The organism is Veillonella tobetsuensis, from assembly GCF_002959935.1.
GTDB classification, from domain to species: domain Bacteria; phylum Bacillota; class Negativicutes; order Veillonellales; family Veillonellaceae; genus Veillonella; species Veillonella tobetsuensis.
Genome location: NZ_PPDF01000003.1, coordinates 1 through 14590, shown reverse-complemented (window position 1 = coordinate 14590; position 14590 = coordinate 1). Strand labels below are relative to the sequence as shown.

10 protein-coding genes and 1 CRISPR repeat array are annotated in these 14590 nt (G+C 35.8%); all 10 genes read left to right on the top strand.

Annotation, left to right across the window (positions count from 1 at the left end):
• Nucleotides 1-117 precede the first annotated feature (117 nt).
• The 10 genes from VTHSUH11_RS00880 to cas2 all read left to right on the top strand — a co-directional run bounded on the left by VTHSUH11_RS00880 (nucleotide 118) and on the right by cas2 (nucleotide 11830).
• The gene (locus tag VTHSUH11_RS00880; protein ID WP_105092304.1) at nucleotides 118-1296 is read left to right on the top strand and encodes a M20 metallopeptidase family protein; all 1179 of its coding nucleotides are present in this window, start codon (nucleotides 118-120) and stop codon (nucleotides 1294-1296) included.
• A gap of 1213 nt (nucleotides 1297-2509) precedes the next feature.
• The gene (cas10, locus tag VTHSUH11_RS00875) at nucleotides 2510-5059 is read left to right on the top strand and encodes a type III-A CRISPR-associated protein Cas10/Csm1 (protein ID WP_105092303.1); all 2550 of its coding nucleotides are present in this window, start codon (nucleotides 2510-2512) and stop codon (nucleotides 5057-5059) included.
• A gap of 10 nt (nucleotides 5060-5069) precedes the next feature.
• Nucleotides 5070-5582 carry a type III-A CRISPR-associated protein Csm2 gene (csm2, locus tag VTHSUH11_RS00870; protein WP_105092302.1) on the top strand — a complete coding sequence of 171 codons (513 nt, stop codon included), beginning with the start codon at nucleotides 5070-5072 and terminating at the stop codon, nucleotides 5580-5582.
• 12 nt (nucleotides 5583-5594) lie between these two features.
• On the top strand, nucleotides 5595-6278 hold the full coding sequence (csm3, locus tag VTHSUH11_RS00865; protein WP_105092301.1) for a type III-A CRISPR-associated RAMP protein Csm3: 684 nt from the start codon (nucleotides 5595-5597) through the stop codon (nucleotides 6276-6278).
• Between the two features lie 9 nt (nucleotides 6279-6287).
• Nucleotides 6288-7286, top strand: coding sequence for a type III-A CRISPR-associated RAMP protein Csm4 (gene csm4 / locus VTHSUH11_RS00860; RefSeq protein ID WP_105092300.1), 999 nt, complete (start codon nucleotides 6288-6290; stop codon nucleotides 7284-7286).
• Nucleotides 7279-8454, top strand: coding sequence for a type III-A CRISPR-associated RAMP protein Csm5 (csm5, locus tag VTHSUH11_RS00855; RefSeq protein ID WP_105092299.1), 1176 nt, complete (start codon nucleotides 7279-7281; stop codon nucleotides 8452-8454). The genes csm4 and csm5 overlap by 8 nt, the downstream gene beginning before the upstream one ends.
• Nucleotides 8444-9214 carry a CRISPR system precrRNA processing endoribonuclease RAMP protein Cas6 gene (gene cas6 / locus VTHSUH11_RS00850; RefSeq protein WP_105092298.1) on the top strand — a complete coding sequence of 257 codons (771 nt, stop codon included), beginning with the start codon at nucleotides 8444-8446 and terminating at the stop codon, nucleotides 9212-9214. The genes csm5 and cas6 overlap by 11 nt, the downstream gene beginning before the upstream one ends.
• Nucleotides 9211-10530, top strand: a complete 1320-nt coding sequence (gene csm6, locus VTHSUH11_RS00845; protein ID WP_105092297.1) for a type III-A CRISPR-associated CARF protein Csm6 — start codon at nucleotides 9211-9213, stop codon at nucleotides 10528-10530. The genes cas6 and csm6 overlap by 4 nt, the downstream gene beginning before the upstream one ends.
• Nucleotides 10531-10557: 27 nt before the next feature.
• Nucleotides 10558-11553, top strand: a complete 996-nt coding sequence (cas1, locus tag VTHSUH11_RS00840; protein WP_105092296.1) for a CRISPR-associated endonuclease Cas1 — start codon at nucleotides 10558-10560, stop codon at nucleotides 11551-11553.
• A gap of 1 nt (nucleotide 11554) precedes the next feature.
• On the top strand, nucleotides 11555-11830 hold the full coding sequence (gene cas2 / locus VTHSUH11_RS00835) for a CRISPR-associated endonuclease Cas2 (protein ID WP_105092295.1): 276 nt from the start codon (nucleotides 11555-11557) through the stop codon (nucleotides 11828-11830).
• 301 nt (nucleotides 11831-12131) lie between these two features.
• Nucleotides 12132-14330: a CRISPR direct-repeat array (repeat unit 35 nt; unit sequence GTTAAATTAAATAATCCCCTGATGGGGACGGAAAT).
• Between the last annotated feature and the right edge of the window lie 260 nt (nucleotides 14331-14590).

Genomic DNA, 14590 nt, shown 5'->3' with positions numbered 1-14590 from the left:
AAGAAAACGACATGGCGTTGCCTGTCGTTTTCTTTTACATTTACCCTGTTATTCCCTAAAATATGGGGATTTCCATTTGTTTGATTACCCTGTGTTTACAGCTAAGGAGGCGACACAATGCATAGCCGCGATTTAATAGAACAATATAAAACCTATGTACAAGATTGGCGTAGGTATTTTCATAAACATCCAGAACTCAGTAATGAAGAATTTGAAACAACAAAAACACTAGCCAAAGAATTAGAGTCCATGGGCGTAGAGGTTCATGTAGACGAAGAACGTGGAACTGGTCTCATCGGCATTATCCATGGCGAGAAAACCGGCAAAGCCATTGCACTTCGTGCGGATATTGATGCATTACCTGTACAGGAACACAATACATTCGATTTTAAATCTGATGTAGATGGCAAGATGCATGCGTGCGGACATGATGGTCACATGGCTATTTTGCTGGGTGCAGCTAAGATGCTTACCTCTATGAAAGACCGCATTGAAGGCGATGTATATCTTGCATTTCAACCGGCCGAAGAAACAGGCGCAGGTGCACCTGCATTTATGAAGTTTGGTGATTGGTTTGAAAAGGTGGATGCTATCTTTGGAGGTCATGTGTGGATTGATTTACCAGCAGGTCTCGTTTCCGTTGAGGCTGGTCCTCGCATGGCGGCTAGTAGTAAAATTACGATCAATGTGAAAGGTAAACAAGGCCACGGTGCACAACCGCATCAAGCGGTTGATGCCATTGTAGTAGCCAGTGCCATCGTGATGAACCTGCAAACCGTAGTCTCTCGCAATATTAGTGCTCTTGATTCTCTTGTGATTACCATTGGTAATATCCACTCTGGGTCCGAGTGGAATGTTATTCCTGGAGAAGCCCAAATGGGTGGTACCATTCGCTTTTTTAATCCTGAACAAGAAGAATACTATGTAGAATCTATACGTCGTGTGGTGGAACATACGGCCTTGGCCTATGGTGCTACTGCTGAATTAATTTACGAACGAAAAGTGCCAGCTACGATTAATGATGCAGCAGCTAGTGAATTAGCAGAACGGGTTGTGATTGATACCCTTGGTAAAGAGAAGCTATCCAAGATGCGTCAAGTAATGCCGGGCGAAGACTTTGCGTGGTATTTGCAAGAAAAGCCAGGATGCTTCGCCTTTATAGGTATCCAAAATTCAGAGGTAGGCGCTACCTTTGATCACCATAACAATCGATTCACCATGGACGATAGCGTACTATCTGCTGCATCAGCGGTGTATGCAGAATATGCTGTACAGTGGTTGAAGGTACATAAATAAAATTAGTTTATTAGACATTTTAAATGATGCCACATCTTTTAATTAATGCTGTGGCATCTATTTTTATAGTATCTATATTTCTGTTAGATAAATAGTGACATTTCTTTTATATAATTTGTGTTATAATATACATACATATTAACTCACTGAAATGTTAAATTAAATAATCCCCTGATGGGGACGGAAATAACTAGACTACTCTTCACCTATATAATACAAGGTGGTGAATAGTTAAATTAAATAATCCCCAGATGGGGACGGAAACAGCCAAGACATAAATTGTTTTTGTAACATGATAATATACGTTAAATTAAATAATCCCCTGATGGGGACGGAAACCCCATATTCCATTCTTCTTCAGTTGGTTTAAATACATTTACCATTGTTAAATTAAATAATCCTCTGATGGGGACGGAAACTCTAAGCTCTCTTGTATCCGATTTACTTGAGTTCCTGTACCAGTTAAATTAAATAATCCCCTAATGGGGACGGAAACTTACTAAAACATTATTCCATACTTGTAATTCCATGATATACCTGTTAAATTAAATAATCCCCTGATGGGGACGGAAACGTATTTACGAGCAACACCTTTAACAATACGATCAATTTCTTCAAGTTAAATTAAATAATCCCCTGATGGGGACGGAAACAATTGAGCCATTTGCTCCTCCTTAATTAACTAAAAATAAAGGGGTTAAATTAAATAATCCCCAGATGGGGACGGAAACCTAAGAGCTTTAAGCTCACCATTGACCTCAACAATCTCGTATGTTAAATTAAATAATCCCCTAATGGGGACTGAAACCCCAAAGTAGCACCAAAGCCTAACATGATACGTTCATTAGGTCTGTTAAATTAAATAATCCCCTAATGGGGACGGAAACATTTACTTCAATAATTTCTTCATACATTTTAATTTGTTTCATAGTGTTAAATTAAATAATCCCCTGATGGGGACGGAAACATTCTGTGCTTTGCGTTTGGCGTATTCTTAGGGCGTAACGGTTAAATTAAATAATCCCCTGATGGGGGCGGTTATCTATCTCAAAAACTCATATAAGGACAAAAATATAGCCAGTATATTCTTTTTGTGAATGTACTGGCCTTTTTGTATAAATACCAAGGATTTTTTATTGGTTTTAATCACAAATGAATATATAATGAAGTTAATCGAATTTACATTCCTTAATTAGAGTTTGGAGGCGATGTGATGGGTAAATGGGATGCACTGGTAAAGGGTGCATTGCTGCATGATATCGGCAAAGTTGTGTATCGGGCTAATCAGGGAACCGATGCACATTCTAAGCGTGGCGCTGATTTCATTGATCCTTATTTTTTTGATAAGGAATTGAAGCAAAGTATTACGCATTGTTTGAAGTATCATCATGGGAAAGAGCTTAGTGCAGCTCAACTAAAAAATGATGATTATGCATACATTGTGTATGAAGCAGATAATATTGCGGCTGCTGTAGACCGTCGAAATCTTGATGAAGGTGATATATCTCCTACACAGAAATTTGATAAAGAGTTACCACTCCAATCAATCTTCCGTGTATTTGGTGGTAAAACTAGCACTCAACCCTTACAGTATTATTTGCGTGGCATTGATGTATCTGACCACTTTAATTATCCTGAAAGTGATAAAACGATATGTGCATCAAGTGATAAATATAAGGCACTATATGATGTATTAGTGCAAAACTTTCAGCAACAACCAATAGATAAGATGTCCGTTAATGAGTTGTTGAGAGTTTATGAAGATACTGTTTCTTATATGCCATCTAGTACGGCAACAGATCAGACTAATGATATTTCTTTGTACATGCACTCAAAGATAACAGCTGCGGTGGCACATAGTATGGTGCATTATTTTGAGGAGCAGGGAATTGCTGATTATAAAGAATACTGTTATCAGAATTCCAAAAAGTTCCGTAACATGCCAGCTTTTAGACTCATATCTGGAGATATTTCTGGTATCCAGAATTTTATTTATACGATTCCGTCTAAAGGTGCATTGAAATCATTGCGTGGTCGTTCATTCTATTTAGAAATTTTGATGGAACAAATTGTAGATGAGTTGTTAGATGCATTGCAGTTAACTCGGGCAAATCTTATTTACAATGGTGGCGGTCATTTTTATGTATTGGCGCCTAATACCACTAAAACTAGTACTGCTATTGACTCCATGGAGAAATCTATAAATGAATGGTTCTTAACCGTATTTGGTACTAAATTGTATTTAGCTCTTGGCTCCGCAACAGCAACAGCCGATGAGTTAATTCAATCGCAACGTACATTATTCCGCAAGGTAAGCCAATCTGTTGGTGAGGCTAAGTCTAAACGATATTCTAAACAGCACTTAACAGCTTTATTTAATCCAAATAGTTTGTATAATACGGTTCTTCATGGTGAACGTGAATGTTCCATTTGCCACACATCAACAGCAACACTGTCTCCTTATGGTAAGGATACAGAGGCGGAGGCATGTCCTATATGTAATGGCTTGTATCGACTAGGGGAACAGATTGTTGATAGTCGAGATACTGTTTTTGTATTAGCTCGACCAAATAATAGTGATACTTGTGAAAGTATTCCAAAGGTTGAAGTATATGTTAACAACTGGAATGATGATGTAGATAATTTGAGACTCTATCTCTATGTAGTTACTGAAGCATCACTACAAAAGTTTGAAGCTAATCATGAGATTCTAAGAATTTATTCTAAGAATACAGCTAAAACGGGACATAATGTATTCAATCGTATCTGGTTAGCAGATTATGTAGCACGTAAGGACAATGGTCAAGTCTATGAGTTTGAAGAGCTAGCTACATCAAGTGGTTTAGGTGAGAACAAGGGGATTAAACGTCTTGGTGTATTACGCGCTGACGTGGATAACCTTGGGGCAGCATTTATTGGGGGTTTTATTTCTGAAGGATCAGATCGATTTAAATACGGCACTCTATCACGTTATGCTGATCTATCTCGTGATTTAGCTATGTTCTTTAAGGTTGCTGTTAATAAGATGGCTCAAGGTGATGTACAAGGTTTTGGTACATCTGTTATGCCATTTACTATTTGGGCCAATAAACAAGTTACAACTAGAAAAATACACGTTATTTATTCTGGTGGTGATGATGTATTCCTTGTTGGTGCATGGGATGAATTATTAGAATTAGCCATCGATATTCGTGAGAAATTAGCTGAGGTTACAGATAATAAAATCACTATGTCTGCTGGCTTAGCTTTATTCTCTCCATCCTATCCAATTAGTCAAATGGCAACGATTACAGGCTTACTTGAAAGTGTAGCTAAAGATAATGACGGCAAAGATAGTATCGCTTTATTTGGATTTGAAACAAACTCAAACGGTGAAGAGCGTATATGCCGACATGTATATAAATGGGATGACCTCATTAATAATATTATTGAAGATAAGCTCTATACACTGGATCAATTATTTGTTATTCCAGGCATTAATGAGGTGCAAGACTCAAAAATGAAATTAGGTAAAGGCCTAATTTATAAGTTGATAGAATTGTTACAAGGTATATTAAATGATAGAGCTTTAGGTAAACATATTAATGTGGCTCGTATACTCTATTTATTAGCCAGATTAGAACCTAAGAAAAATAATCCTACCTATGAATCATATAAAAACTTTGTTACAGCTATTCATAGATGGATTCAATCAGAAGAAGATTGCAAAGCTTTGTTAACAGCTTGCAACCTCATTGTTTACTATATGCGTGATACAAAGTGAGGAATAGTATATGACACAAGGTAAATTTAATTGGGATATAGATATTGTCACTAAGGCAGAAGAAACTATCGGTCGTTTAAGATATAATCCAAAATGCAGAAAAACAGATGAAGTATTTGACGTAAAGTATGCACAAGTACGTAAAATTTTATCTAGCGTAGTGGCTATTAAAAATAAATTGGGTGTAGAACAACGTAAAAGCAAATCCTTTGATAAGCTACCTGAAAATATAGCGTTAGAGGTTCGTTTTTTAAAAACTACATTCTTATATCAAGCTGGTCGAGATAAAGATAATAAATATCCAGTAAAAAACTTTATTGAAGATAGTCAATTGGTAGAGATGGTTGATTGCATTGGTACTGATGTTAATAAATTTGAAATGTTCTGTAAATATGTAGAAGCATTAGTAGCTTTTTATAAATATAGAGCGGTTAGTGTTATAGCCGCATCTAATGAAGCGTGGAACAAAAATAAACAGTCTAGTTATCAAAATTACAATCAAGTAAATGGAAACCGTCGATAGGAGGGGCACAAGATGGAGAACAATGATAAATTAAAATCCTTACGTGGTAAATTACTAATTACAGGTACTATTAAACTAGAAACTGGTATGCATATTGGTGCTAGTAATGATTTTGCTCCTATTGGATCCGTTGATACACCATTCATTCGCGATGTAGTTACTCAAGAGCCGATTATCCCAGGTAGTTCTATTAAAGGTAAATTGCGTACCTTACTAGCTAAAAGTCATTGTGACGCTTATATAATGAGTGATATTAAAGATGATAAAGAAGAAATTAAACGTTTATTTGGTTCCGTAAATCCTGTAAAGCCAGCTCGGTTACAGTTTTATGATTTATTTATCACAGATGAAACTCGTCAATTGTTTGCTAATATAGAGACTGATACGTATATGGGTGAAATCAAGTTTGAAAACACTATTAATCGTGTTGATGGCAGTGCTAATCCTCGTCAAATTGAACGTGTTCCAGCAGGTACCGTATTTACATTTAAAGTAGCCTATAATATTGAAAGCGAAGCTGAAGTGGCTGAGGATATGAATATATTAAAAGATGGTCTTGATTTATTAGGTATAGATTATCTTGGAGGTCATGGTTCTCGCGGCTATGGTCGTGTGAACATTTCTATTGATGAGGTAAAGTCAGTAGGTAATAGTGCTATTAATACGCAGGATTTATTAGATATATTAAGAAAGTAGGTTGTTACTATGAACTACTATCTATATCCACTGCGTTTTCTTACACCGGTGCACTTTGGAGATACCTCAGAAGGCGGTAATTTAGAAACTATTTCCCTTACACTCGGCTCTGATGCATTATTTGGCGCATGCTGTCATGAAATCAGTCATGATACAGGTTTATTACAATCTTTTATCGACTCTGTAAAAGAACAGCATATTGTATTATCTAGTTTGTTCCCGTACTGCATAGATAATGGTGAGTATCAATTATATGTACCTTCACCTATTATGCAAATCGATTCAAAAGAGATGCCAATTACAAGTTTTGAGGAAACAAAACGGGTGGCTACGGAACAAAAGAAAATTAAAAAAATCGAATATATTCGTACATCTCAGTTACAGAACTATAAACAATATATTCAATCTGATGTTTCACAGAAGCATATGCCTATATTTGGAACTAAGCAAGCTGTGACACAAGTAAATATGCGTGGAGAGAAGAGTCGACCATATTATGTGGGAAACTATCAATTCATGTCACATACAGGGCTATATATTATTGCTGGTTTTAGTGATGATTCTAGTCGTGATTTATTTGAATCCATTCTTGAACTGTTAGGTCTTTCTGGGATTGGTGGTAAGCGTAGTGGTGGCTATGGGAAATTTGAATTAGCCGATGATCCAATTGAATTGGAATCTGAAGGTGTTTATGAAGATGATTCTGCTTTATATGCATTGCTTCATAATAAGCACGGAAAGATGATGTGTATTAGTGCTTGTGTTCCGACTAGTGAGGAAGTTGCTACTTTAAAACAAGGTTCTTATAAATTGCAAAAGCGTGGTGGCTTTGTAGGCTCTACTGGAAGTGAGACTCAAGTAAAGCGTAATTCCTATTATGTTGTTAAAGAAGGCTCTGTTTGTCCAAAAGCGTTAGAAGGACAAATGCTTACCATTACCGGGGATACTTTGCCTCACCCTGTATATCGTAATGGTATGGGCTTATGGATTGGGGTGGATTATGAGTAATCGTATTGATCATGCACAATTATCACTCACTATTGTGAGTCCTACCAATATTGGTGGCCCTGAGAAACTAACAACTAAAGACTATATGTACAATTATGATGCCGGTGAAGTATATCTCCTTAATAACTATGAATGGTTTCGCTTTTTAGCTCGTCATAATAAATTAGCAGAGTTTGAAATATATATGCAGAATGAGATGGTAAGACCAAATGGTCGAACTATGTATGATTGGGCTAAAAATACTATTGGAGCATCTCAGCTAACAAAAGATGTATTAGGCCCTGCTATTGGCTCAATTATGAAATCATCGATATATAATGAAGGACGTAAAAACTCATTAAATGATATTACACCTCAGATTCGTGGGGCAAATGGAGAAGTTTATATTCCTGGTAGCTCTATTAAAGGTGTTATTGACAGTGCTATTATTTCACATATGCTTCGTAATAATAAAGCATTTAGAAGTAATGTCCAAAGAGAGTTAAGAAAAGTTTTAGATGTATATAAAAGAAAGAATGCTAGAAGCCTTTTTAAAGATATATTTAAGATGGTTAATCAAGCTATTATTAAGCATATTCATGTCCTTACGAACAATGAAGGCAAACCATTAAAAGGTATTTTAGCAAGTACTTTTCGAGGTATTTCTGTTTCTGATGCTTTGCCTGTGAGTGCGATTCAAACAGAGGTATTAAAGAAAGAAGATTCTTGTGTGGATGAAGATGGAACGCATGAAATTTCAGTACATCGTGAGTGCATTTTACCAAATCAGAAGTTCTTCTTTACATTAACTCTTGATACGGCAATAACAAAGGAAATCGGGATTACTAGTGTTAATCAAGTATTAGAAATCTTACAAGAGGATTTTGATGCTACTCATGAGTTATTATCTTCTAAATTTAAGAAAGTTAGTCCGTCTATCTTTAAAGTTTTAGAACCAGCTAATGCCTATATTGGCAGTAATACTGGATTTGTTCAGAAGACTATTATTATGGCTGCTTTCACGGATAATGAAGAAACAGGAATTGATATTATTAGAGCTATTTTAGATGTTAATTTCCAAAAGGCTAAGCATGCTAGCAAGGATCATTTTATGGCACCTCGTGCAATCAAATTAGTAAAGTGGAATGGTCATTATTATGAGATGGGGGGCATTCATATTGGCAGATAATGTAGAAATTATGGCCATAGAGTTAGAAATAAAAGCAGATCCATCGATTAAAATTGTGCAGTCTATAGGCAGCTTATTGCATGGTGTGCTAATGGAGTTAGTAGGGACAGAATACGCAGGTCAGTTGCATGAAACAGGCCTGCGCCCTTATAGCCAATATATCTATTTTGATAAAGAAAAAGATCAATATATTTGGCGTCTTTCTGCTGTAACCGCAGAGGCTGTTGAGCGTATATTACGACCTGCATTAGATATGCCCGAAAAGATTTTTTTGAAACAAAAGCGAGGACATATTTATATCAAAGATAGAACTATTTTGCAGGAAACCTCCTATGAAGATTTAATGGCTAAGTTCTGGAGTGGTGAAGCGGAATACACGCAGGCTAAATTGCGGTGTGTGACAACAACAAGCTTTAAGGTAGATCAACAGTATACGATTTTCCCTGAAGCGTTCCGTATTTATCGATACTTGCTACGTCAATGGAACCAATTTACAACGTTTGAAATGATGGACTCTGATGATTTATTAGCTGCTCTTGAATCAGCAACTTTTATTCGCGACTATAATTTGCGTATGAGCATGTATGGATTAGAAGGGGTTAAAATTCGTGGTTTCCGTGGAGAGATTGTTATGCAATTTAAGCGGAACCTAGTGATGCAACGTATCCTATCTTTATTAACCTACTATAGCCAATTCACAGGGCTCGGTATTAAGACTGCATTAGGTATGGGTGGCGTACAAAGTGAGGTAGTACAATGAGAATTCTTTATACCCCTGTAGGGGATACAGATCCTATTCGCGGGTGCTATGATGGGGGCATGCTTCATATTGTGAGGCATTACAATCCTGATATAGCAATTCTAGTATTAAGTAAGGATATGGAGAAAAAGGAAGCTGCTAATCATAGATTTACCAAAGCTTTAAAACATGTGAAAGCTGACTTAGATATTACGCTCATACATACAGGCCTTGAAGACGTACACCGTATCGACACTTTACAACCGTTTGTTGACCATTTCTATGAAATGCTTTCAAACTACCCTGATGCAGAGATATTAATTAACTTAAGCTCTGGAACACCTCAAATGAAGTTGATTATGTCTTATCTTAGTGTAGAACATGATGCGGTGCGAGGCATTCAAGTTGATAGTCCTCAACGTGGCTCTAATCGCTCTGAGCCTGCCGTAAACGATGACGAAAATATTGAAATTGTTATTGAAAATAACTTTGATGATCAAGACGACAGTGAAAACCGATGCCATGAGCCTCAAATGGGATATATTAAACGGAATAATATTAAGCAATCCCTTCATACTCTTATCGCTAGCTATAAATATAAAGAGGCTATAAGCGCTTATCATAGTTATAAAAGAAGCTTTGAAGATGGTGTTGCTAATGATGTATTACCATTATTAGAACATGCTCAATTACGTTTGGGCTTAGACTATGATGGTGCTTTACAAAAGTCTCGTAAAGTGGGATCTATATCCTTGTCCTCTTTATTTGCTGATAAGGAAGTGCGCAAATTACATGAGTTTTTAATGCTTATGGAAGTGCGGTTAAAACAAGGGCAAATTGAGGACTTTATTTTAAAAACCACTCCATTTATGTATGAGTTAATGCGTTATTATTTTACTAAAGAGCTCCATGTAAACTGGCGTCAAATTGAGAAAAAAACATCCAAGGGAATACGCCTTGATATGGTAGCATTTGAAAAGCAATATCCTAAACTATATAAATCATGGAAGGCTAACACTCATACTCCTTTTCTACAAGAACTTCAGCTATCCTTTTATCACATGTTACATATGCTAGAAGAGCAGGATATAGTTGATAGCTTATTGCTGAAGCAGTTAAAAGAGATACGTAGAATTGAGCAAAAAATTCGTAATAAAATGGCTCATGAGGTTGTTGTCTTTACTGAACAAGATATCTGTAAGGCTGCAGAAATTCAATCATTACAATCTTTCTTACATCAGATTAAAGGAGTATTCTTTATTATTACTGGACAAGCAAAACAGAATAAACTTATATATGATGTTATTAATCAATATGTGTTAGAACAAATACAATAGATATACTAGCGTAAAGGAGGCGACATTATGTCATCCTTATATGTTACAGAAGCAGGTTCATTTATTAAACGACAAGGCGGTCATGTTATAGTAGGCCGTAATAATGAAATTCTATTTGAAGTTCCATTAGAACGTATTGAAGATATTACAGTTTTTGATACAGTATCTATATCTAGTTCACTCATTACTGATTTTATTGAACGTGGTGTACCTATAACTTGGTTATCTGGATATGGTAAGTATTTTGGTACCTTAATTAATACCAATACTATTGATATTAATAAACACAAGAAACAATTTGATTTATTAGATAATCATGAGTTTAGACTGGCAATGTCACGTAAAATTATTCGTGCAAAGGTTCGTAATCAGCTAACTATATTGCGTCGGTATGCTCGCAATTTAGATGTAGACATAAATATAGATACACAGATTGATAATATTAAATCCGTTCGTAGTCATATTGGTGAGTGTGTTCGTATTTCTGAACTCATGGGTTATGAAGGTATAATTAGTCGACTATACTTTGAGGCTCTCGGAAAAATTGTTCCGTCTACATTTTCTTTTACTAAGCGATCTAAACAACCTCCGCGAGATGAATTTAACGCCATGCTAGGCTTAGGATATAGCATGTTATTTAATGAAATTCTAGCAGGTTTAATTAATGCGGGCTTACATCCTTTTGTTGGTGTTATGCATAGCCTTGGCAAGGGGCACCCTGCACTTGCATCAGATTTGATCGAGGAATGGAGAGCTCCCATTATAGATTCTTTAGTTCTTTCTATGGTGAGTCGTAACATGGTGGGCCTATCTGATTTTGATAACTCAGATAAAGGTTGTTATATGACTCCAGAAGGTAGAAAAGGACTTTTGACCGCGTATAATAAGAAAATTCGTTCTGAAAATCAATATATTGAGGATCGTAAAAGCTATAGGGAATCAATCTATAAGCAGTGTAAGCAATTTGCTAGTGCCATTATGCACGAAGACGTAGATTTGTATACACCTTTGGAGATTCACTGATATGAAAAAGTTTATAGTATTAGTCATCTATGATGTAGTAGATAATAAAACACGTAACCATCTAGTAAAATGCTTAGAACGTTATGGCGTGCGTGTTCAAAAATCAGCATTTGAGGCACTACTAAATAGAAAGCAATATGATGCTATGATGCGTCATGCCAGTCGAATTATCAATCCCGTAGAAGATTCTCTACGTGTATATATACTTGACGATATAATTAATATCTATACATGGGGAATTGGAGAACGAAAAGAGCAAGATTGTATTATATTGTAATGAAAATTAATGTATTTATTAGCGCTGTTATTTACTGAGCAATGGTAGAATCATCTGTTTTTATTAGTTATCTATCTTTAATTTGATATCCTTGATGATTCTACTATTGCAATTTCTTTGTTTTTTTATGCTATAATATATCTAGATTATAACCTTGTGAAATAAAATCTCCGCCGTTGTGATAATGGTGCGGTTTATAGGTGTTATTTTAGTGTGCTAAAGTACTGTTTGAGGTCGATTTATGATCTCCGCCGTTAATGGTGATTTATGGCTAGATAACATCGGTTGTTTCAGATACAGGGTTAAATTAAATAATCCCCTGATGGGGACGGAAATTTATTTTGTTTGTTAACATCATAAAAATCATTGTTTTTATTCGTTAAATTAAATAATCCCCTGATGGGGACGGAAATTTATATCTTATGTCATCCCTGATATTTTAAACATGATTAAAAATGTTAAATTAAATAATCCCCTGATGGGGACGGAAATTTATTGCCCCTTTCAAATAACTATGTCTATCTGTTCCATAGTGTTAAATTAAATAATCCCCTGATGGGGACGGAAATCCATACATATTTTGCCAATCTATCATGATTTAGGCTTTTATAGAGTTAAATTAAATAATCCCCTGATGGGGACGGAAATTCTAAATCTTGCTGTCTATACATATCTTGTTTTGCCTGTTTTGTTAAATTAAATAATCCCCTGATGGGGACGGAAATGAAAATGTCAGTCAAGGTATATGTAGAACATCCATAATTAAGTTAAATTAAATAATCCCCTGATGGGGACGGAAATCTTTGTTTTTCTTTTTGTTCGTTTGTTCCGTATTCATCTCTAGTTAAATTAAATAATCCCCTGATGGGGACGGAAATTCATTGTCAGATACCTTTATAAAATCGTTCCCCAATTCAATAGTTAAATTAAATAATCCCCTGATGGGGACGGAAATTACAGATGTAGCATTTGCAATAGGAATTACAAAATTAGAGCCTGTTAAATTAAATAATCCCCTGATGGGGACGGAAATTAGCTGTGATATTGAACAGCTATTCTTTTGGCTGATGTTTTGTTAAATTAAATAATCCCCTGATGGGGACGGAAATTGGTGCCACCAGAGCGATCCAATGCCACATAGGAACAAACAGGTTAAATTAAATAATCCCCTGATGGGGACGGAAATTGCTTGGTATCAACAACAGCAACAACAAGCTGGTGCTATTCCGTTAAATTAAATAATCCCCTGATGGGGACGGAAATGGCGTAATATCGCCTGTTTGTTTGTCAACAGATACGCCGTATGGTTAAATTAAATAATCCCCTGATGGGGACGGAAATGATATATCAAGTAGACTTATCATCATTTCAATTTCATCAGAGCGTTAAATTAAATAATCCCCTGATGGGGACGGAAATATTTCATCAATGGCTAGTGCAACATCTGACATTTTGGCGGTTTGTTAAATTAAATAATCCCCTGATGGGGACGGAAATATAATATAGTTTGAATTGGTTAGCTATTTTGTTCCCTCGTGTAGTTAAATTAAATAATCCCCTGATGGGGACGGAAATTATTTTTTATGTTCCTTTCGTTTAATTCTTTAGACCGCTTACAGTTAAATTAAATAATCCCCTGATGGGGACGGAAATAGATTTTTCATATTATCTCCTAAATACCAATACTAAAATAAGTTAAATTAAATAATCCCCTGATGGGGACGGAAATAAGTTTAATACAAATAAACATATATCGTAGTCATCATACAACAATGTTAAATTAAATAATCCCCTGATGGGGACGGAAATAAGATATTGACAGTATTTATAAATGTTTGTATGATGAAGAATGTTAAATTAAATAATCCCCTGATGGGGACGGAAATTAAATGTTTCATAAGAAACAAAGAAAATAAAACGGCTTGTGGTGTTAAATTAAATAATCCCCTGATGGGGACGGAAATATACAGATGCGAATACTAAGCGGGGGTTTTTTTCGCCTAGTTAAATTAAATAATCCCCTGATGGGGACGGAAATCCCAAGCTTGCTCAGTTTAGGTTACTATTTCACTCTTCTTGTGGTTAAATTAAATAATCCCCTGATGGGGACGGAAATTGTGGAACATGGAAAATCTCTTCATAATCTTTTTTAACTACTGTTAAATTAAATAATCCCCTGATGGGGACGGAAATACTAATACTCAATAATATCTATAATCTTTTGAAATGGTTGTTAAATTAAATAATCTCCTGATGGGGACGGAATTGCACAACGGCAGGAGCTGTAGTCTTCGCTCAAATCCATATTGTTAAATTAAATAATCTCCTGATGGGGACGGAATCTCTGGGCAACCCCTAAATACGAATCGAAATCGTTCAGGGAACTGTTAAATTAAATAATCCCCTGATGGGGACGGAATCTTTCAGCCATCGAAACATTTTAAGTGTTGTAAAAACTCTGGTAAGTTAAATTAAATAATCCCCTGATGGGGACGGAATCTATTTTTGATGAAGTTCAGGGTCGTTGCGATATGCTACATGTTAAATTAAATAATGGCTCTCTGTCAAATGTTGGGGTGTTCACCCTACGAGCCTTCTTTGGCACCAATCATATGTATGGTTGGTGCCATTCTTTTTGTACGCCGAATAGGCATGACTAAACCCCCAGTTAAACTGGGGGTCGGTAAAAAATTCTTAGAGAAAAGGAAAGAACCTCCTAGTGGTAAAATGAAGTTGGTCTGGCAACCACAACATTTCAAC